General features: G+C 43.9%; 18 protein-coding genes and 1 tRNA gene. 7 read left to right on the forward strand and 12 right to left on the reverse strand.

The genetic code is table 11. From position 1 onward, the window contains the following. The coding region (locus GGE08_RS08915) for a T9SS type A sorting domain-containing protein (protein ID WP_179384524.1) at positions 1-2,191 on the forward strand (2,191 nt) is incomplete at its 5' end. Between the two features lie 18 nt (positions 2,192-2,209). On the opposite strand, the gene pafA is transcribed toward GGE08_RS08915, so the two are convergent. Then, a complete protein-coding gene (gene pafA, locus GGE08_RS08920; protein ID WP_179384525.1) occupies positions 2,210-3,886 on the reverse strand; it encodes an alkaline phosphatase PafA in 1,677 nt (558 codons plus the stop codon). 115 nt (positions 3,887-4,001) lie between these two features. On the opposite strand from pafA, the gene GGE08_RS08925 reads away from it, so the two are divergent. Beyond that, positions 4,002-4,739 (forward strand): MlaE family ABC transporter permease, encoded by a 738-nt coding sequence (locus tag GGE08_RS08925; protein WP_179384526.1) that lies wholly within the window; start codon positions 4,002-4,004, stop codon positions 4,737-4,739. Then, positions 4,739-5,506, forward strand: coding sequence for an ABC transporter ATP-binding protein (locus tag GGE08_RS08930; protein WP_179384527.1), 768 nt, complete (start codon positions 4,739-4,741; stop codon positions 5,504-5,506). Before GGE08_RS08925 ends, GGE08_RS08930 begins: the two co-directional genes overlap by 1 nt. A 20-nt stretch (positions 5,507-5,526) precedes the next feature. Here the strand turns inward: GGE08_RS08930 and GGE08_RS08935 are convergent, their stop codons facing one another. The 3 genes from GGE08_RS08935 to GGE08_RS08945 all read right to left on the reverse strand — a co-directional run bounded on the left by GGE08_RS08935 (position 5,527) and on the right by GGE08_RS08945 (position 8,727). Then, on the reverse strand, positions 5,527-6,981 hold the full coding sequence (locus GGE08_RS08935; protein ID WP_179384528.1) for a DUF389 domain-containing protein: 1,455 nt from the start codon (positions 6,979-6,981) through the stop codon (positions 5,527-5,529). A 3-nt stretch (positions 6,982-6,984) separates the two neighbouring features. Further along, on the reverse strand, positions 6,985-8,064 hold the full coding sequence (locus GGE08_RS08940) for a mannose-1-phosphate guanylyltransferase (RefSeq protein ID WP_179384529.1): 1,080 nt from the start codon (positions 8,062-8,064) through the stop codon (positions 6,985-6,987). Between the two features lie 63 nt (positions 8,065-8,127). After that, positions 8,128-8,727, reverse strand: a complete 600-nt coding sequence (locus tag GGE08_RS08945; RefSeq protein WP_179384530.1) for a SprT-like domain-containing protein — start codon at positions 8,725-8,727, stop codon at positions 8,128-8,130. 123 nt (positions 8,728-8,850) lie between these two features. Here GGE08_RS08945 and GGE08_RS08950 point away from each other — a divergent pair, with 123 nt between their 5' ends. Next, entirely contained in the window at positions 8,851-9,645 is a 795-nt protein-coding gene (locus tag GGE08_RS08950; protein WP_179384531.1) for an NYN domain-containing protein, read from the forward strand. 33 nt (positions 9,646-9,678) lie between these two features. Here the strand turns inward: GGE08_RS08950 and GGE08_RS08955 are convergent, their stop codons facing one another. The 6 genes from GGE08_RS08955 to porV form a co-directional block, all read right to left on the reverse strand. Further along, positions 9,679-10,356, reverse strand: coding sequence for an SDR family oxidoreductase (locus tag GGE08_RS08955; RefSeq protein WP_179384532.1), 678 nt, complete (start codon positions 10,354-10,356; stop codon positions 9,679-9,681). Positions 10,357-10,463: 107 nt separating this feature from the next. Then, positions 10,464-11,408 (reverse strand): M20/M25/M40 family metallo-hydrolase, encoded by a 945-nt coding sequence (locus GGE08_RS08960; RefSeq protein WP_179384533.1) that lies wholly within the window; start codon positions 11,406-11,408, stop codon positions 10,464-10,466. A 79-nt stretch (positions 11,409-11,487) separates the two neighbouring features. Further along, complete coding sequence (locus GGE08_RS08965) at positions 11,488-13,140, reverse strand: pyruvate dehydrogenase complex dihydrolipoamide acetyltransferase (protein ID WP_179384534.1); 1,653 nt, start codon at positions 13,138-13,140, stop codon at positions 11,488-11,490. A 4-nt stretch (positions 13,141-13,144) separates the two neighbouring features. Beyond that, positions 13,145-14,143: a pyruvate dehydrogenase (acetyl-transferring) E1 component subunit alpha gene (pdhA, locus tag GGE08_RS08970; RefSeq protein ID WP_127140643.1), complete on the reverse strand. Its 999-nt coding sequence runs from the start codon at positions 14,141-14,143 to the stop codon at positions 13,145-13,147. 81 nt (positions 14,144-14,224) lie between these two features. Next, positions 14,225-14,716, reverse strand: coding sequence for a cytidine deaminase (gene cdd, locus GGE08_RS08975; protein ID WP_179384535.1), 492 nt, complete (start codon positions 14,714-14,716; stop codon positions 14,225-14,227). A gap of 78 nt (positions 14,717-14,794) precedes the next feature. After that, positions 14,795-15,940, reverse strand: coding sequence for a type IX secretion system outer membrane channel protein PorV (gene porV / locus GGE08_RS08980; protein ID WP_179384536.1), 1,146 nt, complete (start codon positions 15,938-15,940; stop codon positions 14,795-14,797). Positions 15,941-16,331: 391 nt separating this feature from the next. Here porV and gldJ point away from each other — a divergent pair, with 391 nt between their 5' ends. Together gldJ and murF are read left to right on the forward strand one after the other, a co-directional pair. Continuing rightward, positions 16,332-17,981, forward strand: coding sequence for a gliding motility lipoprotein GldJ (gldJ, locus tag GGE08_RS08985; protein ID WP_179384537.1), 1,650 nt, complete (start codon positions 16,332-16,334; stop codon positions 17,979-17,981). Positions 17,982-18,043: 62 nt separating this feature from the next. After that, complete coding sequence (murF, locus tag GGE08_RS08990) at positions 18,044-19,315, forward strand: UDP-N-acetylmuramoyl-tripeptide--D-alanyl-D-alanine ligase (protein ID WP_179384538.1); 1,272 nt, start codon at positions 18,044-18,046, stop codon at positions 19,313-19,315. Between the two features lie 10 nt (positions 19,316-19,325). Here murF and GGE08_RS08995 read toward each other — a convergent pair. Then, a tRNA-Val gene (locus GGE08_RS08995) sits at positions 19,326-19,400 on the reverse strand. Between the two features lie 27 nt (positions 19,401-19,427). After that, complete coding sequence (locus GGE08_RS09000) at positions 19,428-19,841, reverse strand: 6-carboxytetrahydropterin synthase (RefSeq protein WP_179384539.1); 414 nt, start codon at positions 19,839-19,841, stop codon at positions 19,428-19,430. A gap of 175 nt (positions 19,842-20,016) precedes the next feature. Between GGE08_RS09000 and GGE08_RS09005 the strand changes: the two genes are divergently transcribed. Continuing rightward, on the forward strand, positions 20,017-20,700 hold the full coding sequence (locus GGE08_RS09005; RefSeq protein WP_179384540.1) for a metal-dependent hydrolase: 684 nt from the start codon (positions 20,017-20,019) through the stop codon (positions 20,698-20,700). The last annotated feature ends 349 nt before the right edge of the window (positions 20,701-21,049 follow it).

A 21,049-nucleotide genomic window follows, 5' to 3' on the forward strand; every position in this document is an offset into this window, starting at 1 on the left:
ACAGAATGCCAACATCAACCCGGGTGCAGAAGAAATCCCATACAACGGTATCGACGATGACTGTGACCCCACCACTCCTGATGATGACCTTGACGGTGACGACTTTAATAATGCCGAGGACTGTGACGACAACAATGCCAACATCAACCCGGGTGCAGAAGAAATCCCATACAACGGTATCGACGATGACTGTGACCCCACCACTCCTGATGATGACCTTGACGGTGACGACTTTGATACTGCCGAGGACTGTGACGACAGCAATGCCAACATCAACCCGGGTGCAGAAGAAATCCCATACAACGGCATTGACGATGACTGTGACCCCACCACTCCTGATGATGACCTTGACGGTGACAACTTTGATACTGCCGAGGACTGTGATGACAGCAACGCTAACATCAACCCAGATGCCGAAGAAATCCCATACAACGGTATCGATGATGATTGTGACCCGACCACTCCTGACGATGACCTTGACGGTGACAACTTTGATAATGCCGAGGACTGTGACGACAGCAACGCCAACATCAACCCGGATGCAGAAGAAATCCCATACAACGGTATCGACGATGATTGTGACCCGACCACTCCTGACGATGACCTTGACGGTGACAACTTTGATAATGCCGAGGACTGTGACGACAGCAATGCCAACATCAACCCGGGTGCAGAAGAAATCCCATACAACGGTATCGACGATGATTGTGACCCCACCACTCCTGATGATGACCTTGACGGTGACAACTTTGATAATGCCGAGGACTGTGACGACGACAATGCCAACATCAACCCGGATGCAGGAGAAATCCCATACAACGGTATCGATGACGATTGTGACCCTAACACTCCGGATGATGATTTGGACAACGATGGCTACAATAATGCTGAAGATTGTGATGACAACGACCCAGCCATAAATCCAAATACGGTATGGTACCTCGGGGTCGACAATGACAATGACGGCTTCTTCGGGTCCCAGTTATCCCAACAACAGTGCCTGTCCCCAGGCAACGGGTATTCGACAAAAGAATTCGAAATCAATGACTGCAACGATGATAACCCCAGCATCAACCCCAATGTAGATGAGATTCCTTACAACGGTATCGACGATGACTGTGATCCGGCCACCCCTGACGATGACCTTGACGGTGACAACTTTGATAATGCCGAGGACTGTGATGACAACAATGCCAACATCAACCCGGGTGCAGAAGAAATCCCATACAACGGCATTGACGATGACTGTGACCCCACCACTCCTGATGATGACCTTGACGGTGACGACTTTGATAATGCCGAGGACTGTGATGACAACAACGCCAACATCAACCCGGGCGCAGAAGAAATCCCATATAACGGTATCGATGATGACTGTGACCCCACCACTCCTGATGATGACCTTGACGGTGACAACTTTGATAATGCCGAGGACTGTGACGACAGCAATGCCAACATCAACCCAGATGCAATAGAGGTTACCTACAACGGTATTGATGATGACTGCGATCCGACCACGCTTGACGATGACCTAGACGGCGATGGGTTCAACAATGTGGATGACTGTGATGACAACAACGCTAACATCAACCCGGGTGCAGAAGAAATCCCATACAACGGTATCGATGATGACTGTGATCCTGCCACCTTGGATGATGACCTTGACCAAGACGGGTTCAACAATGCAAATGATTGCGATGACTCCAATGCCAGCATCAATCCAGATTCGGAGGAGGTTCCCTACAACGGCATTGACGATGACTGCAATCCGACCACGCTTGACGATGACCTAGACGGCGATGGGTTCAACAATGTGGATGACTGTGATGACAACAATGCCAACATCAATCCAAGCGCTACTGAAATCATAGGTAACCAGGTTGATGAAAATTGCGATGGCATCATCGAAGTAACATCTTCGGTGGAACCAATAGAACCCGAGCCCATGGAAATACGTGGCGATGAGATATTTATTTACCCCAACCCTGCCAAGGATTTCATTTACATTGAAAAGGTGGACAAATACCAATTCCTGGTCGAAATCTATGATGTCAACAAAAGACTTGTATTGCGTAAGTTTAACACGAATCAACTAAATATCCAGTCACTTGCCAATGGCATCTACTTCCTCATCTATTATGATGAAATGGGCGAAAGAATTGTCAAAAAATTGATCGTGGATAGAAAATAATGGATTCCTTTACCGTTTTTAGTCAAATTTCAACACCTCGCCAATAGGTTGCCCGGTTGTACCATTTGGGAAAGCGATTCCCAATAAAGTGGCAATGGTAGGGGCTATATCGGAAATCTCCGTGCGGTTTACCGTACTTCCCTGTTGAATGCCTTTCCCATATAATAAAAGGGGGACATGGGTATCATAAATCTGTGGGGAACCATGGGTAGAACCTGTTCGGCTATAAGAGATAAAGCCTACATTGGGCACCAAGAGCACATCCCCGGAACGTTTTTGGTTATACCCATTTTGCAAAATGTATGGAATCCCCTTGGTATACTCATTCTCCCACATTTGATGCGCTGTATATACCTGGGCAATTCCCTCATAAGAAAGTAATTCTTTGGCGATGGCCTCTTGAGCATCATCCAGATCGATATCCAAATTGGCCAGAATGGTATGGTCCAAAAACAGTTGATAATTGGATAGATCTCTCACCACATCGGTAGTCCCATAAGTGTATTGAAGAAATGTATTGAACTTTTCGCGCATGCCACCCATATCCAAATATCCGGCGGGAATCTTTGCATCCATCAAAAAAGAAGGAACGTGAATCGCCGCGTGATCGGCGGTCAGGAAAACGGTGTATTCACCTTTGCCCACTTTTTCGTCCAAAGTCGATAAAATTCTTTCCAAATCTTGGTCTAGTCTAATGTAGGTATCCTCGATTTCTTTGGAATTCACTCCAAAAAAGTGACCTACGTAATCCGTGCTTGAGAAACTGATAGCCAAGAAATCGGTTATGGTATCCGCTCCCAAATCCTCTCCTTCCAAAGCGGCCAACGCAAAATCAGCCGTAATGCTATTTCCATAAGGGCTTCTCCTGATCAAATCGAACTGACCGTTTTGGTCCCAAATGGCCGGCAAATCATGGGGAAAGGCATTAGTACTCTCTCCCTTCTGCAATCCTTCGTAGGTATTCGCATCCAATCCACTTTCAACATAAGTTTCAATCGGTTTTAGGGTAGTCCAAGGCTTTTTGTATGCCTCAACCTTATCGGAAGCGTTAAAATCGGCTACCCATTGTGGCAATTCATCCATATAATAGGAACTGGTGATCCAATTTCCGGTTTCACCTCCTTCAAACCAATAGGCCGCATTGGCGGCATGTCCTGCAGGAAGTATGGCCCCTCTATCCTTCAAGGCAACACCGATTACCTTCCCACGCATTTGGGTATGTAACCGCAATTGATCGGTAATGGTGGTGGTCAACATTCGGTGTGGCGACATTTTTCCCAAATCCGATGTAGTACCCACAGATTCATAGGCATCATCGCCTGCACAGTAGACGTCTTTTCCCAATTCCTTGTCGAACCAATCATTGCCGATAATACCGTGTACCGCAGGGGTTGTTCCCGTGTAAACAGAGGTATGTCCTGGCCCTGTACTGGTAGGCGCATAGTTAAAATGGTTGTTTTTACAATTGAAACCTTCGTTTACCAACCGTTTAAAACCGCCCTCCCCATATTGATTCCAAAAACGGGTGAGATAATCGTAGCGCATTTGGTCCACCACAATACCGACCACCAATTTAGGCTGATGCGCAATTGGAGCAGGTTGCGGTTCTGGGGCAGTATTTTTTCTTCGTTGGCCATAGGTTAGACTGATCATGCTCAAAGCCAAAACGGAAAGGATAAGGTTGGTCGTTCTCATAAAAGGATTTATTCAAATAAGAACAAAACTATTGATTTCTGCCGTTTAAAAATTTAAATGAAGGTTAAATGCTCCACAATATTCTTATTTTTATCACCTCAAGTCCATTAAACGCATGAAATACCTAGCAGCGATTGGAAAATACTTCATCATGGTTTGGGAAGTATTTAAAAAACCTACCAAGTGGCGCATCATGAAGACCTTGATCCTCAAGGAAATTGATGAGTTGATTTTTGGGGCCATGGGCATCATCATCTTCATCTCCTTTTTTATTGGAGGTGTTGTTACCATACAGACCGCTCTCAACCTGAACAATCCCCTACTCCCAAAAAGTTTGATAGGATTTGCGACCAGGCAATCGGTTATTTTGGAATTTGCCCCGACCTTTACCTCCATCATCATGGCAGGTAAAGTGGGCTCCTACATCACCTCTAGTATTGGGACCATGCGGGTTACCGAACAGATTGATGCCCTAGAGGTTATGGGCATCAACTCACTGAACTACCTAGTTTTTCCAAAAATTATCGCCACGATGATGTACCCCTTCGCGGTTGCCATTTCCATGTTTGTGGGTATTTTGGGCGGATGGGTCGCCGCAGTATTTGGTGGTTTTGCACCAAGTGGGGATTTTATACAGGGACTACAAATGGATTTTGATTCGTACCACGTGACCTATGCATTCATTAAATCGGTCGTGTTTGCCTTTGTGATAGCAACGGTACCCTCCTACCATGGATTTTACATGACAGGCGGTGCACTTGAGGTCGGAAAAGCCAGTACCACCTCCTTTGTATGGACCAGTGTGGTGATCATTATAGCGAATTATGTACTAACGCAATTGTTGCTGGGCTAATGATACAGGTAGAAAACATACACAAATCCTTCGGGGACAACCACGTATTAAAAGGTATTTCCACAGAGTTCGAAAAAGGGAAGACCAACTTGATCATTGGACAGAGTGGATCGGGTAAAACCGTTTTTATCAAATGTCTGCTTGGCCTTTTTGAACCCGATGAAGGCAATATTTACTACAACGGTAATTGCTATTCCGAACTTTCCATAAAGGAACGAAGAAATTTGAGGCAAGAAATGGGCATGGTTTTCCAAGGCAGTGCCCTTTTTGATTCCATGACGGTGGAAGGCAACGTGATGTTCCCTTTGGATATGTTCACCAATCAATCACAGTCCGAAAAACAAGATCGTGTGGATTTTGTGCTGAAACGGGTCAATCTGGTTGATGCCCATAAACGATATCCTGCGGAAATTTCCGGGGGAATGCAAAAAAGGGTGGCCATAGCCCGCGCCATTGTAATGAACCCCAAATACCTGTTCTGCGATGAGCCCAATTCTGGACTTGACCCCAAAACGGCCATGCTGATTGATAACCTTATCCAAGAAATCACCCAAGAATACGATATCACTACCGTAATCAACACCCACGATATGAACTCTGTGATGGAGATCGGGGAAAAGATTATTTTCCTAAAAAATGGCCTTAAGGAATGGGAAGGGACCAATAAGGAAATTTTCAAGACGGATAATGAGGCCGTGACCAACTTTGTTTACTCTTCCGAGCTGTTTAAAAAGGTACGGCAGATGTACATTGAAGAGCGTAACTAGTTTGAAGGTATCAAAACAAATCAGTTGGCCTCTTTGATGACCAAGGTGCTATCCTGCAAACGAAGTTTTAGCCAAGCCAACATCTTTTTGGTGTCGGCCTGCTTTTGGGAAGCACTGACGCCGTTCTTCCAATCCACTTCAAAAACCGGAATGGTATCCACCTTTTTGAAATCGGTACGTAGCTGGTAGGAAAATCCCAAGGACTCAATATTTTGATAGTTGGCCTTGGCCTCCGCGCTAATATTTTGAAATGGAATCTGTTTGCCCGCGTTCTTGGTCAAGCTAGCCAATTCTTCCTCCAATAACCTGATCTGTTCATCCTTGTTCAAGAGTTCGGCCTTGTTCTTTTCGTACAGTTCGCTCACATAATTGAACTTCTCCTCAGAATCGTCCTTCCCCCCTTGAATAATGTGCAACTCGGCATCCTTGAGCCTATTGTACTGGCTTTTTTGTGTGCGCCAAGTGTTGACGACATTCTCCGGAACGGCCTCATCCCCCATAAATACAACTTCAATCAGCGAAGTTCCATCATCCACATATTCCAATTTGGTCAGATTGTCCACATACCTTCCAGCACCCTCAAATTGATAGATTTCCACGGTTTCCTGCAAAAAACTTTGGGCCTGTTTCATAAAAAGGGATTCTTGGAACACATTATAGAAAGTGAACCCAGCAGGAATCATTACCAAAATACCGGTAATGGAGGCTAAACGTGCGATGAGTCTTCTTCGCTGCGAATTGGCATAGCGCACCATTGGAAATCGCAAAAACTTAATGACCAAAAAAGTGGCCAAACCTATAAATATGGTGTTGATGATAAACAGGTACATCGCCCCTGCAGCATACCATGGCTTCCCAATGGCTAATCCAAAACCGACCGTACAGAGTGGAGGCATCAGGGCAGTAGCAATGGCCACACCGAAAATAACACTGGCGATGGTCCCTTTTTTGGCACGTGCAATTACCAAGGCAAGTCCACCGAAAAATGCTATGAGCACATCCCGAATATCGGGCTTGGTACGGGCGAGCAACTCGGAGGATTCATCCCTTAAAGGAAAAAGGTAGAAAAACAAAAATGCGGTAATGACACTCAAGGTGACCATAACCGTGAAGTTTTTAAGCGATCGTCGCAACGTATCGATGTCATTGATGGCCAACGACATGCCCATCCCCAAAATGGGACCCATCAAAGGGGAGATAAGCATTGCTCCAATTACCACTGCGGTAGAGTTGGCATTCAACCCAATGGATGCAATAAAAATGGAACACACCAAAATCCAAGAGGTATGCCCTTTAAAAGGGATATCCGCTATAATGGATTCCTTGGTGGCTGCCGCATCCGTATTGGACCGAATTTCCAATAAATCGGAGAGAAACTTGCGTACACTCCCCAACAGCCCCTTAAAATCCTTTTTCACCTCATCCCCGCTATCCTGACCGGGAGAAGTGTCCATTTGTTTTTGATCTTCACTCATGTATTATGCAAACTGGTCCCCAAACGAATCCTTTACTTGGTTCAACACCTTTTTTATATCCTGTTGTTTATCCTTTGGATAAATCAAAAGTACGTCTTCTTTATCCACAATGATATAATCTTCCAGACCATCCACAACGACCACTTTATCCTTAGGCGTACGAATCATGTTGCCCTTGGCATTTTCCAACAGCGTTTTGGCATTCACGACTGCATTCTCATTTGGGTCCTTGTCCAATTTATCATACAATGCGCCCCAAGTCCCCAGATCGTTCCAATCGAAGGTGGCGGGCAAAGTGTAAATGGATTTAGATTGTTCCAAGATAGCGTAATCGATGGATATGTTTTCTGCCTTGGCATAGTTTTCTTGAATAAAGGCCGTCTCCTTTGCTGTGTTGTAGGTAGAAATCCCTTTTTCAAACAATGCATATTGATTGGGCTGATATTTTTCGAAAGCATTCACGATGGTTTCCACGCTCCACATAAAAATTCCCGCATTCCACAAAAAGTTCCCCTGTGCCAAGAATTCCTTTGCAGTTTCATAATCTGGTTTTTCACGGAACTGAGACACCTTTTTCAGGTTGTCGTCACTTCCTTTTTCAAATTCGATGTAGCCAAAGCCGGTATTGGGGAAGGTTGGCTGTATGCCCAAGGTGCAAAGGGCTTCTTCCTGTTGACACTTATCAAAACAGGCAATCACATCGTTTTCAAAAGCCGCCTCATCCTCAATCCAATGGTCACTGGGCGCCACGATCATAACGGCATTAGGATTCATTTTCTGAATCTTGAGTGATGCATACAAGATGCAGGGTGCGGTATTGCGCATGGCAGGTTCCAACACCACTTGATCCTGTTTCACCATAGGCAATTGTTCCAATACCAAATCGTTGTAGCGTTCATTGGTGAGGATTAAAATGTTTTCTGTTGGAATAAATCGGTTCAAACGATCAAAGGTCTTTTGGATCAAGGTTTTTCCCGTTCCCAACATATCGTGAAACTGCTTTGGGTTGGCGGATGTACTCACGGGCCAAAACCGGGAACCCACTCCCCCGGCCATCAATACGGCGTAATAATTCTTGTTCATTTGTATATGTTCTTCCATTCCTGCGCAGGCAGGAATCCATTTTGATTTTTCATTACGGATGGTTTATTCAACTAACTCCACTTCGGCATTCGGCTGAAACAAATATACTCTGCCAGTGGACAATTCCACGCATTCGTATCGCTTTACTTTTTTGTTCCCTTTTTTGAATAATCGACCATTGTACAACCTAAAAACACTTCCTGTGGGCAACTCATACACATACTGATGTTCCCGCTCTTCCTCGTCAAACGATTTTAACGCGATGGACAACCTCGCATCCGTGCTACTGCTCGCCTTTGGGTTTTTAAAATGATTCGCAATGATGGGCAGCAATTGTGACGGAAACACCTCCGGCCGTATAAAAGGCACCATTAAATGCTGAAAGGTACGCTTCCACTCCATTCCGTGCGGTTTTATTCGACGACCATAGCTTTCGAAGGCCACCAAATGCGCGATTTCGTGGACGAGCGTAATCAAGAATCGATATTTGTTGAGTGAAGCATTGACAGTAATCAGGTGCAGTCCGTTCGGCAATCTGCGGTAATCCCCATGTCGGGTAACGCGATGATTCACAATTTTCAAGTGCACCCCGTGGGTTTTGATCAATTCAAAACAGGGACCTACGGCAAGCTCCGGAAGATATTTTTGAAGGGTGTCGTTCACTATTGTAAAGTTATAAATTGTTGGTAATGCTTGAAATTGTCTTTACAAAAAATAGTTTCAGGAACAGTTTTTGATAAATAAACAAAGATTTATATTTTTGTAAATAATGTCCAAGGAGCGGATTTGCCACCTTTAGACAATTTATTTGCTAAAGGTGTTATAGCGGCAAATACTGACTTTGGACTTTTTTTATTTGTAGATATGAAAACTGCTTTTTTGATTGATGGAGGTTTCTTCATCAAGAGATACTCATATATAAAAGGTTTCAATAAATCAGACTCTCCTGATTTGGTAGCTAAGAATTTAGTTTCATATTGTTTTAGGCATATTCAAAGAATAAATGACTATAGATTTCGTTATGGATTGCCTCCCACAGAATTGTATAGGATTTTCTACTATGATGCTGAACCTTTTCAAGGTGATTCACATCATCCAATAACGGGAAAAGCTTTTAGTTTTAAAAGAACTGACATTTTCAAATTCCGGAGCACTCTTTTCACCGAATTAAAAAAACAAAGAAAAATTGCATTACGTCTCGGTTTTCTTAAGAATAGTTCTAGGCAATGGAATATAAAATCCCGTCATACAAAAGATTTAATATCAGGAAAAAAGCAAATCCAAGACCTTAATGAATTCGATGTTGAATATCCTTTGTCTCAAAAAGCTGTAGACATGAAAATAGGTTTGGATATTGCGACACTAGCGTTTAAGGAACGTGTTGACCAAATGATTTTAATAGCCGGGGACAGTGATTTTGTTCCTGCCGCAAAATTCGCAAGAAAAGAGGGGATAGATTTCATTTTGGATCCAATGTTAAACGCCATTGATCCATCTTTACATGAACATATTGATGGACTGATGACAATAAAATCTATGCAAAGAAATAATGGTAAAAAGACTGACTCTTCGGATAACTAGGCATCAAAGTTTTTTACCAAATTTCATTCTTTTTTAAGGCGTACTATTGCTCACCTGCAGCAACTTGCCATTGTAGAGTTTTTGTCCTGTCAATGCGAAATCCTTGATATAGGTCGCCATTTCCAAGGCGGTAACGGGAGCTTTGTACCCCGGAAAGGCTTCCTCCAACATTTCTGTTTGAACCGCTCCCAAGGCCAACACATTAAAACTGGGTCCTGTTTCTTTATATTCTTCGGCCAAAAGTTCGGTTAGCGTAATCACGGCCCCTTTGCTGGAACTGTACGCGGATAGTCCCGGAAACTTCATGCTACCCTGCACGCCACCCATGGAGCTTACCGTTACCACATGTCCTTCTTGTCCCATTATAGGCAAAACGGCCCTTGTCATTTCGGCCACGCCAAAGACATTTACTTTGTAAACCCTTTCAAATTCCTCAGCAGTCGTTTCAGAAAAAGGTTTGTTCAACAAACTACCTGCATTGTTTATGAGTACGTCCACCACATGCCAATCTTCCAAAAAGTCCAATAGCTTTTGATAGTCCTTTGGATTGCCCAAATCAAACGGAAAGGAGTCCACATTGGGTAAATTGAGCTTCTTTATCGGTGCATCATTGCGGGACAAGGCCAACACCTGATGTCCTTCCCTTGCAAAAAGTTTCACCAGTTCAAATCCTATTCCCCTGCTCGTTCCTGTTATTATGATATTGGCCATATGTTATTGTATTTATCATTCCCGAGAAATCGGGAATCTGTAAAAACCTTCACACCTTACCTGTTCTGCCCATACATCCGCCAGACGCTCGATGCGATATTTTGAACTTAGTTTAACTTAATTTCTTGATTGGCTGCATTGGCTATTTTTTCTATGACTGGAATGGTTTTGTTCACCACAGTAGACATGTGTTCAAAATCCATTAACCCCGCTTCATCCCCCGGTTTGTGGTAATAAGCGAAATTGGTAAAATCAAACGTGCAGAAGGTATGCGAAGGCACACCAAACTCCTGATGAAATGGGTAATTATCCGATCGCTGATACAGATTGAACTCCTTTGCAGTGGGCAGAAACCCAACCAAATTTTCTCCGGCATAGGTGTTACTGACCTTTGCCAAATTGGACATTTCATATCCTGTGATGTACATTAAATAATCTTTGTCCTGCATGGGCACCCCTGTCATTTCAAAATTGAGCATGGTGTAGAGATTCAACCCCTCTTCTTTCAGCTTCTTGGCCAAATGCTTTGATCCCAACAAGCCTTTTTCTTCAGCACTGAACAGGGCAAAAATTAGGCTGCGCTTATTGGTTTTCTGTGTTGCAAAATAACGGGCCATTTCCAAAACACTAATGGTTCCCGAGGCATTGTCATTGGCCCCATTGGCTATGGCGTCACCATTTTCGGGATTTACAACTCCAATATGGTCATAGTGCGCGCCAATCAAAATAAATTCATCTTTTAACTCCGGATCATTACCCTCTATCATACCCACTAGATTGTAAGATGGCTTTTGAAAATTGGAAAGGGTATCCCTGTAACTTTCAAAATAAGGTGCAAGTCCGTACGACTTGAAGTAATTCTCGATATAAACAGCTGCCATTTCAATGCCTTCAGTTCCCGCTTCCCTACCCTTAAGGTCGTTGCTTGCCAAGTAGTTCATCATTTCACCGATTCGGTCAGCAGTCGTTGGAGCGAAAGGGGTTTGGGTCATTTGACCAGAACCGCAACTTACCATGATCAGTGCGGCAAAAATAGAATACAAAAGTTTCATTCCTGTTGTTTTTTGAATGTTCTAAAGATAAAAAAAGCATCCCGAAAAGGATGCTTTCTATGTATAAGTTATGGAATGTCTATGCCAACATGGTCACTGGATTTTCCAAGTATGCCCTCAAAGTTTGAAGGAACTGGGCTCCAGTAGCACCATCAACGGTTCTGTGGTCACAGGCCAAAGTAACTTTCATGGTACTTCCCACGACGATTTCCCCATTTTTCACAACGGGTTTCTCTACAATGGCTCCGACAGATAGAATGGCCGAGTTAGGCTGATTGATAATGGAAGTAAACTCCTGAATGCCAAACATACCTAAGTTAGAAACCGTGAAGGTACTTCCTTCCATTTCTTCTGGCTTGATTTTTTTGCCTCTCGCCCTACCTGCCAAATCTTTTACGGAACTTCCCAATTGACTCAAGGTCATCTGGTCTGCAAACTTGATCACGGGAACCACCAAACCTTCATCCACGGCTACAGCTACGCCCATGTGCACATGATGCTTGTAAATGGTAGTGTCGCCATTCCAAGTAGTGTTTACTTGAGGGTGCTTTTTAAGGGCCATGGCGCATGCTTTCAATACCATATCGTTGAACGAAACTTTGGTATCCGGCAAATTATTGATTTGCGCACGGGATGCTTTTGCATTGTCCATATCCACCTCGATGGTAAGATAGTAATGTGGCGCTGTAAATTTGGACTCGCCCAAACGCTTGGCTATCACCTTGCGCATGGTGGAGTTTTTCACTTCTTCCACACTTTCCTCTCCCACAGGCAAGTTCACTGGAGCTACCGGCGCAGCAGCTTCTGCAGCTTTATCGGATGTAGCTGGTGCGGCTGGCTGTGCCGAAGGCTTGAAGTTTTCAATGTCTTTTTTGACAATTCTACCATTATCGCCCGTACCTTTTACATCGGCCAGGTTGATGCCTTTCTCATCGGCAATCTTTTTGGCCAATGGTGAGGCAAATATGCGCTGACCGTCCTGTGTGGTAGTTGTCGTTGCTTCTTTTTGGGAAGTATCTTCAGTTGTTGATGCTTCTTCTTCCTTGGAAGCCTCTTTTTTAGGCTTGCTCTTGGAACCACCGGATGATTGAGCTTTCAGCACTGCATCCACATCGGTTCCTTCTGGGCCAATTATGGCCAAAAGTGAATCGACCGGAGCTCCTTCGCCCTCTTGGATTCCGATGTGCAACAAGGTTCCTGCGTAGAACGATTCGAACTCCATGGTCGCCTTATCCGTTTCGATTTCGGCCAAAATATCGCCTTCTTCGACTTTGTCCCCTACATTTTTCAACCAGCTGGCCACGGTTCCTTCTTCCATGGTATCGCTCAAACGGGGCATGGTCACGATTTCAACTCCATCAGGAATCTCGGCGGCCCCGTTGCTATCGTCGTCAGCTGAACTCTCCTCTGCTTCGGGCTCGGCATCCTTTTCTTCTTCGGATGCGCTTGAACCACCCTCTGCACTACCGTTCAACAGACCGGAGATATCTTCTCCTTCTTCTCCAATTATGGCCAAAAGTGAATCAACCGGGGCTCCTTCTCCTTCCTGTATTCCGATATGGAGTAACGTTCCTTGATGGAAAGATTCAAATTCCATAGTGGCCTTATCGGTTTCGATTTCGGCCAAAATATCCCCTTCTTCGACTTTGTCCCCTACGTTCTTGAGCCATTTTGCCACGGTTCCTTCTTCCATGGTATCGCTCAATCTAGGCATGTTGATTACTTCTGCCATCTAATTATAATTTATGTTGTAAAAATGGATAGTCCTCTTGCTCGTAAACCGTATCGTACAATTGCTCCAATGGAGGGAAGTCCGACTCTTCGGCAAATTTCTCGCACTCTTTCACCAAATCCTTCACCTTCTTGTCAATCTTCTTAAGGTCGTCTTCGGTGGCATAACCTTTCTCAAGGATGACGTCTTTTACCTGAGTGATTGGGTCTATCTTTTTATACTCTTCTACTTCTTCTTTTGTTCTGTAATGCTGCGCATCCGACATGGAGTGACCGCGATACCTGTAGGTTTTCATCTCCAAGAAAGTGGGCCCGCCTCCTGTTCTGGCACGCTCAATGGCTTTGTCCATTTCTTTCGCTACGATGGCAGGATCCATTCCATCCACAGGGCCGCATGGCATCTCATAACCAAGACCCAATTTCCAGATATCGGTGGAGTGTGATGTACGCGCTACTGAAGTTCCCATGGCATAACCATTGTTCTCACATACAAAGACCACAGGCAATTGCCACAACATGGCCAGGTTGAAGGCCTCGTGCAGGGAACCCTGTCTAACGGCCCCATCACCCATATAACAAAGGGTTACAGAGTCCCTTTTAAAATATTTATCGGCAAACGCCAAACCAGCACCTAGAGGGATTTGTCCCCCTACGATACCGTGTCCACCATAAAAGCGGTGTTCTTTGGAGAATATGTGCATGGAACCTCCCATTCCTTTGGAAGTACCTGTTACTTTTCCATACAGTTCCGCCATCACCTTTCTTGGGTCCACTCCCATACCTATCGGCTGGACGTGGTTTCGATAAGCAGTGATCATGCGGTCCTTTTCAAGGTCCATGGCATGAAGCGCACCTGCCAAAACGGCTTCCTGTCCATTGTACAGGTGAAGAAACCCTCTTACTTTTTGTTGAATATACACAGCGGCAAGTTTATCCTCGAATTTCCTCCAGAAAAACATGTCCTCATACCATTTAAGGTAAACTTCTTTGGTGATTTTTTTCATCTACAGTAGTATTAAATGAATTTCCCCTGTGGTCGGGGACAGCAAAAATACATATATATCTGTTTTGGAAAAAGATTTGAATTAAGAATCATTCAAAAATGAGCCATCGAAGACCAAGGGCAGTATATCGCCCATGGAGCTACATTTGTAAATGGGGCCTTTTTCCGAGCCCATAATGAGGGATATGGGCGACTGATGCCTCTGCTCGTATTCGACAATGGATTGCCTACAGTTACCGCAAGGCGCAGCCGGAATTGCATCCGCTTTCAGAGAGGGCAAGGTACTGATGGCTATTGCAGTGATTGGAACTCCTGGAAATCTGGCACCTGCTTGAAAAACCGCTACCCTTTCTGCACAAAGTCCCGAAGGATAGGAAGCATTTTCCTGATTATTGCCGATAACGACTTCGCCATTTTCCAAAAGTACTGCCGCGCCAACCTTGAACTTGGAATAGGGTGCGTAGGCATCAGAGCGGGCCGTTATGGCATCCTTTAACAATTTTTGGTCGTTTTGTGACAAGTCTGATAGTGTATCGAAGATGAGCAGATCAAAAGCAATTTTCTTTTTTTTCATGTACTGTCGCGTGTATTCCAAAAATAAGAAAACCTGTCCGAGGACAGGTTTTTTTGTGTTATGTATTTTGCTATGCTTTTAGTCGTTGTAAAACTCCTCACCGATATCGAACCTAAGCGAGAATCGCAAGGTGTTTTCCAATGGGTTTCTAACTTGTGAGGTGGAGAAGAGATAGGAAAGGTCGATTTGTGCTGTTTTGTACTTAAATCCGGCCCCAAGCGTAAAGAATTTTCTTGAACCTTTTTCCTCGCTCTCGTTAAAATAACCACTACGCAACATAAAAGCTTCCCTAAAGCGGTACTCAGCTCCCAGAGCCCATGTTACTTCCTTCAACTCTTCGCTGAATCCACCGGGTGCGTCCCCAAACGACTCAAAGATTCCACTAAAGAATCCGATTTGTTGGTATTCATCATTGTCCTCAACGGTAATTTGTCCGTCACCATTGAAATCCCTTGGCGTAGGCACCAATAGTTTGTTAAACTCCGTGTTGATGGCCAATATATTGTCTTGATCGAAAATAAAATCGAATCCGCCTCCAAATTTAAGGTTGGTGGGCAAAAAGTTCTCTTGTCCGCCCTCATCGTATTGGATGGAACCACCCAAATTGGAAATATTGAAACCTGCTCTCCAACGGCCATCAAAGTTTTGATATGCGATTTCTGGGGAACGGTAAAAACCGGCTACATCAACCGCAAAAGAATTGGCAGCTTGCGAGTCTTGCGTACCATCTTGAAATCTTAAGTTAGAACTGATAAAACGTCCTGCAACGGCCATGGAAAAGGATTGGCTCAATTTTAGGGCGTACGAACCGTCCAACGCAAATTCGTTGGGCTTAACAATGGTCGCTGTTTGGTCAAAGGTTTGTCGTAGTTCGATTTCACCCAAACCAAAATAGCGCAAACCAAAGGCAAATGCGCTTCGATCGTTCAATTTGTTGTAAAAGTTGGCGTTCAACAAGGAAACATCGTTCACGATACTTTCCAAATAAGGGGTATAACTGGCCCCGATTCCCATTTTACGGTCAGCGAATGCATATTTGGCAGGGTTCCATTGTTGGGAATACACATCGAAAGAAGTGGCAACACCCATATCTCCCATACCAGAGGCCCTTGCATCGGCCGCAATGGTCAAAAAGGGAACAGCTGTGGTGATTGCTCTTTCTTGTTGAGCGCTAAGCTGTGGTGCAATTACAAGGAAAGCAACCACGATTAATAACTTTTTCATTCTAAAATTTTAGCAATTCGTCTAGTCCTCGTTTCAATTAAAGTTTTTGAAACAGTACAAATTAAACGGTGTTTTGACAAAAATCTTATATCTCGATACATAATTTTAATGTTAATCGTCCAAAACATCAGTATTTTGGTTAAAAGGTAATAAACCACACCTGCAACTTTTCCAATCCGTTAAAAAGCATCCTTTCCATACTAATTGGCACCAAACACCGTTACAATGATGTGGCATGTTCAGAAATGAGGCATGGCCAGAAATATTTGATGAGCACAAAATATAATGGTAAAAACATCGTTCTAATGCCATCGAAGGTTTAAAAAAATCAAAACAAGACTAAATTACCTGAATTGAAAAGCACAGGTTTTAAAGTACTTAAGCCCAAATTATGAAAAAACACTTAATCAAAGTTGTACTTTCTTGCGCCGTTGTAATGGGAGGTTTTTCCAGTTGTAAAAACTCTTCTTCATCCAAGAATGTTTCCAGAGCCACTGGATGGAAAATCAATGCCAAAGAAGGCGGATTTCAATACAATTCTGACTTCAAGGAGCAAGAAACGCCTCCAGGGACCGTATTTGTAGAGGGTGGAACGTTCACCAAAGGTAAAGTCCAAGATGATGTAATGCACGATTGGAACAATACACCAACGCAACAGCACGTCCAATCTTTTTATATGGACGAAACCGAGGTTACCAACGTAATGTATTTGGAGTACTTGGATTATTTGAAAGAGGTCTATCCTCCCGACAATCCAACATATGCCAATATTTATGAAGGAGCTCTTCCTGACACTTTGGTATGGAGAAACCGATTAGGCTTTAACGAAACCATGACCAATAACTACCTAAGGCACCCTGCCTATGCGGAATATCCTGTAGTGGGCGTAAACTGGGTTCAAGCGACCCAATATGCCGAATGGAGAACCGATAGGGTGAACGAGGTGATGTTGGAAAGGGAAGGATACCTTGCCGAAGATGCCAAATACAAAGTGTTGAACGGCGAAGTCAATGGCACCTTTAGTACAGAGGCTTACCTGAACAATCCAGAATCTGTTTATGGCGGTCAAATAGATTCCTTGCAAGGAAAACAAAAAAGAGATTCCATCAACACTTTTGCCAAAAGAAGCAGCGGTGTGATCATGCCAGAATATAGACTCCCCACCGAAACAGAGTGGGAATATGCCGCTCAAGCACTTGTGGGAACAAGGGAATACAACAACTACAGAGGTAGAAAAAAATATCCTTGGGAAGGCGACTATACCCGTAATGGACAACGCGTAGGCCGTGGAGACCAATTGGCCAACTTTAAACAAGGAAAAGGGGATTACGGCGGTATCGCAGGCTGGTCCGATGACGGCGCCGACATTACTGCCCAAGTAAAATCATACAAACCCAACGATTTTGGCCTATACGACATGGCCGGAAACGTAAACGAGTGGGTGGCCGACGTATACCGTCCTATTGTGGATGACGAAATCAGCGATTTCAACTATTACCGTGGTAACGTCTTCATGAAAAAAGCTATCGGTGAAGATGGAAAAGTAGAAATCTTGGAAGACAAAATTGTTTACGATACACTGCCCAACGGTAAAATTGTCGCCATCAACCTTCCCGGAGAAATCAAGGAAGTACCGGTAACTGAGGAGGAAACTTACTTGAGAACCAATTTCGATAAGAGCGATAACCGCGGATTTAGGGATGGTGACCCAGGTTCCTCCAGATTCTTTAGCCGTTTTGCGGATGAGGACGACAACCAAAGAATGTATGATGCCCCTAAACATAAAGTAGAGCGTAATGAAGATGGTGAATTGGTTCGTCAATATGATGAATCCAACTATAGAACTTCTCTGATCAACAACGAGGTTCGCGTGTACAAAGGTGGTTCTTGGAGAGACAGGGCATACTGGTTAGATCCTGCACAACGTAGATATTTGCCACAGTATATGGCAACCGACGATATTGGCTTTAGATGTGCTATGTCAAGAGTGGGATCAAAATCAAGATCCAACAAAACAGTACGTCATAAGAAGGCAAGATAAATTATGAGATCATTTTAAAAGCCCCGGCCCAAAAGGTCGGGGCTTTTTTTTATCTTCGATTTATGACATTGGAAGAGTTGCACGCTCTATTTTTGGAGCATCCCACAATTTGTACGGACACCCGGAAAATCACCGAAAACTGTCTGTTTTTTGCCTTAAAAGGCCCAAATTTTAACGGTAACGCCTTTGCGCAGGAAGCTCTTAAAAAGGGAGCCGCTTACGCTGTCGTTGATGAAGAATCCTTCGCCGGTGACCGATGCATCGTTTTTGATGATGTGCTGAACACATTGCAGCAACTGGCCCAATTCCACAGGAAACAGTCCAAGGCGAAGATTTTATCCTTGACGGGCAGTAATGGGAAGACCACTACCAAGGAGCTTATCAATGCCGTGCTCTCCAAAAAATACAGAACTGTTGCCACCAAAGGCAACCTCAACAATCACATTGGGGTTCCCTTGACCTTGCTTTCCATTCAAAACGAAACCGAAATCGCCATTGTGGAAATGGGGGCCAATCACCAAGGAGAAATCGAACTATTGAGCAGTATCGCACAGCCCGATTTTGGGTATATCACCAATTTTGGCAAGGCCCATCTTGAAGGTTTTGGCGGCGTGGAAGGGGTGATTCGGGGAAAAAGCGAGCTTTACGCCCATTTAATGGCCGACAATAATTTCATTTTTCTCAATGCCGACGACCCCATCCAGAAAGAAAAACTGCAAAACTACACCAAAAAAATTGGTTTCAGTACCAGCGACCCCACCTATTACAACATACAATACCTCGGCGCAAACCCCTACGTATCCATCCAAGTAGAGGGCATGCCCATACAGACCCAACTCATCGGCAAGTATAATTTCACCAATTGCTGTGCCGCCATTCTGATCGGAAAATATTTCAATGTTCCCTTGGAAGCTATCAAACAGGCCCTGGAGCACTATTCCCCTCAAAACAATCGCTCGCAAATCCTATCCAAAAACGGTTATGATATTGTTTTGGATGCCTATAACGCCAATCCCACAAGCATGAAAGCTGCTTTGGAGAATTTTGTGATGATGGCCGCGGACAAAAAAGCCCTTATTTTGGGGGACATGTTCGAATTGGGCAATACCGCGAAGGAAGAACATCAGACGATTGCGGATATGGTAGAGAAGTTCCAGTTTGATCAAGCGTATTTGGTGGGCGAAAATTTTCATGCCACCGAAACGTCACTGCCCACATTCCCGTCTTTTGATGATCTAAAAAAGTATCTACAAAGAAATCCTTTGGAAAAAGGAGCCGTTTTGATAAAAGGTTCTAGGGGAATGGCCTTGGAGCGCGTATTGGATTTGCTATAGAAAAGAAAAGTGGGATATACTGGATTCGAACCAGTGACCTCTGCCCTGTCAAGGCAGCGCTCTAAACCAACTGAGCTAATATCCCATTAAAATCGGGCTGCAATATCGGAAATTAATCCCAATCCCCATACTCCGCAGAGTTCTTTGATGTCTCATGCAGGGTAATATGCAACAATTGCCCCTTTTTAAGCTTCGGCTTTAGAATATCGTAGATTACTTTAACGAAATATTCGGTGGTCGGGAGCAAATTTTCAAACTCGGGACAATCCTCGTTCAAGTTTTTGTGATCAAAACGCTCCTCTACCTCATCCTTGATCAAAGCACCCAAATCAGCCAAATCCATAACAAAACCAGTATCGGGGTCCACTTCACCCTTAATTCGTACCTCAAGGTCAAAATTATGACCGTGAAAGCTTGGGCTGTTGCATTTTCCGAACACTTCTATGTTCTTTTCCTTGCTCCACTTGGGATTGTGGAGCCTATGGGCAGCGTTAAAATGGGCTTTTCTGCAAATTGTCGCAATCATGCTGCAAAGTTAAACCCTTTTTCTGCAATCCAAATTAGGGAACCAAAAAATTCTTCAAGAGTAGCAATCTGTTTCATTTTGCATTGAAATTGAGACGCGTTATTCCTAACTTTAGGCAAATCGCTAAAATTTTTGAGGCTTAAACACATCAAACAATATCTAAAAATAAAATCATATGAAAATCACCTATTTGGGCCATGCTTCCTTTTTAATTGAAATGAACGGAAAAACAATTCTGTTCGACCCCTTTATCTCTGGCAACGAAATGGCCAAGGAAATTGACATCAACAGCTTAAAGGTCGATTATATTTTTGTGACCCATGGGCACCAAGACCATGTACTCGATGTGGAGAGCATTGCAAAGAACAACCCAAAGGCGAAGTTGGTTTCCAACTTTGAAGTGGTCAGCTGGTTCGCCGAAAAGGGGATTGACGGACATGGAATGAACCATGGCGGAAAGTATACCTTCGATTTTGGAACGGCAAAATATGTAAGCGCAATCCATTCGAGCATGCTGCCCGACGGAAGCAACGGTGGAAATCCTGGCGGTTTTGTGCTCTATGATGACTCCCATTGCATCTACCATGCGGGCGATACGGCCTTGACCAAGGATATGGAATTGATACCGATGACCTGTCCCAAACTGAACATCGCTATTTTGCCTATTGGCGATAATTTTACCATGGGATACGAAGATGCAACCATTGCCAGTGATTTTGTCCAATGCAATCAAATTATTGGATGTCACTACGATACCTTTCCTCCCATCAAAATTGACAAAACCAAGGCCGTGGAGCATTTCGAAAAGAAGGGCAAAAAACTGATGCTGCCTGATATTGGGGAATCCATTTCCATCTAAATCCCTTATAACAATAGATTGTCACAGCGGGATATTCGGGTACGGCATTGGCTAAAAAAATTGGGGCTAAAGGAAGGCTTCAGGGTAGTTTTTTACAGGCCGCCATTTAATTAGTTTAATTTGTTCACTGATTTGCCACCCAATCTAGATATAGTTGACACCGGTTCATCCGGGGAAAAGGAAATTGATTTCATTCATTTGTTTTTTACTTCGTTCGTTTACCTAAAGACCCAGACAAACTATTGGATTCGACTACTCAAGCAAAATGGCCTATTATGGATAAGTTGACAAAAGGGAACGTCCAAAATCGAAACCGATTTAAAGAGAGATAAAATCAGGACGTACATTC

It is taken from the genome of Allomuricauda sp. ARW1Y1, from assembly GCF_013407935.1.
GTDB lineage: Bacteria > Bacteroidota > Bacteroidia > Flavobacteriales > Flavobacteriaceae > Flagellimonas.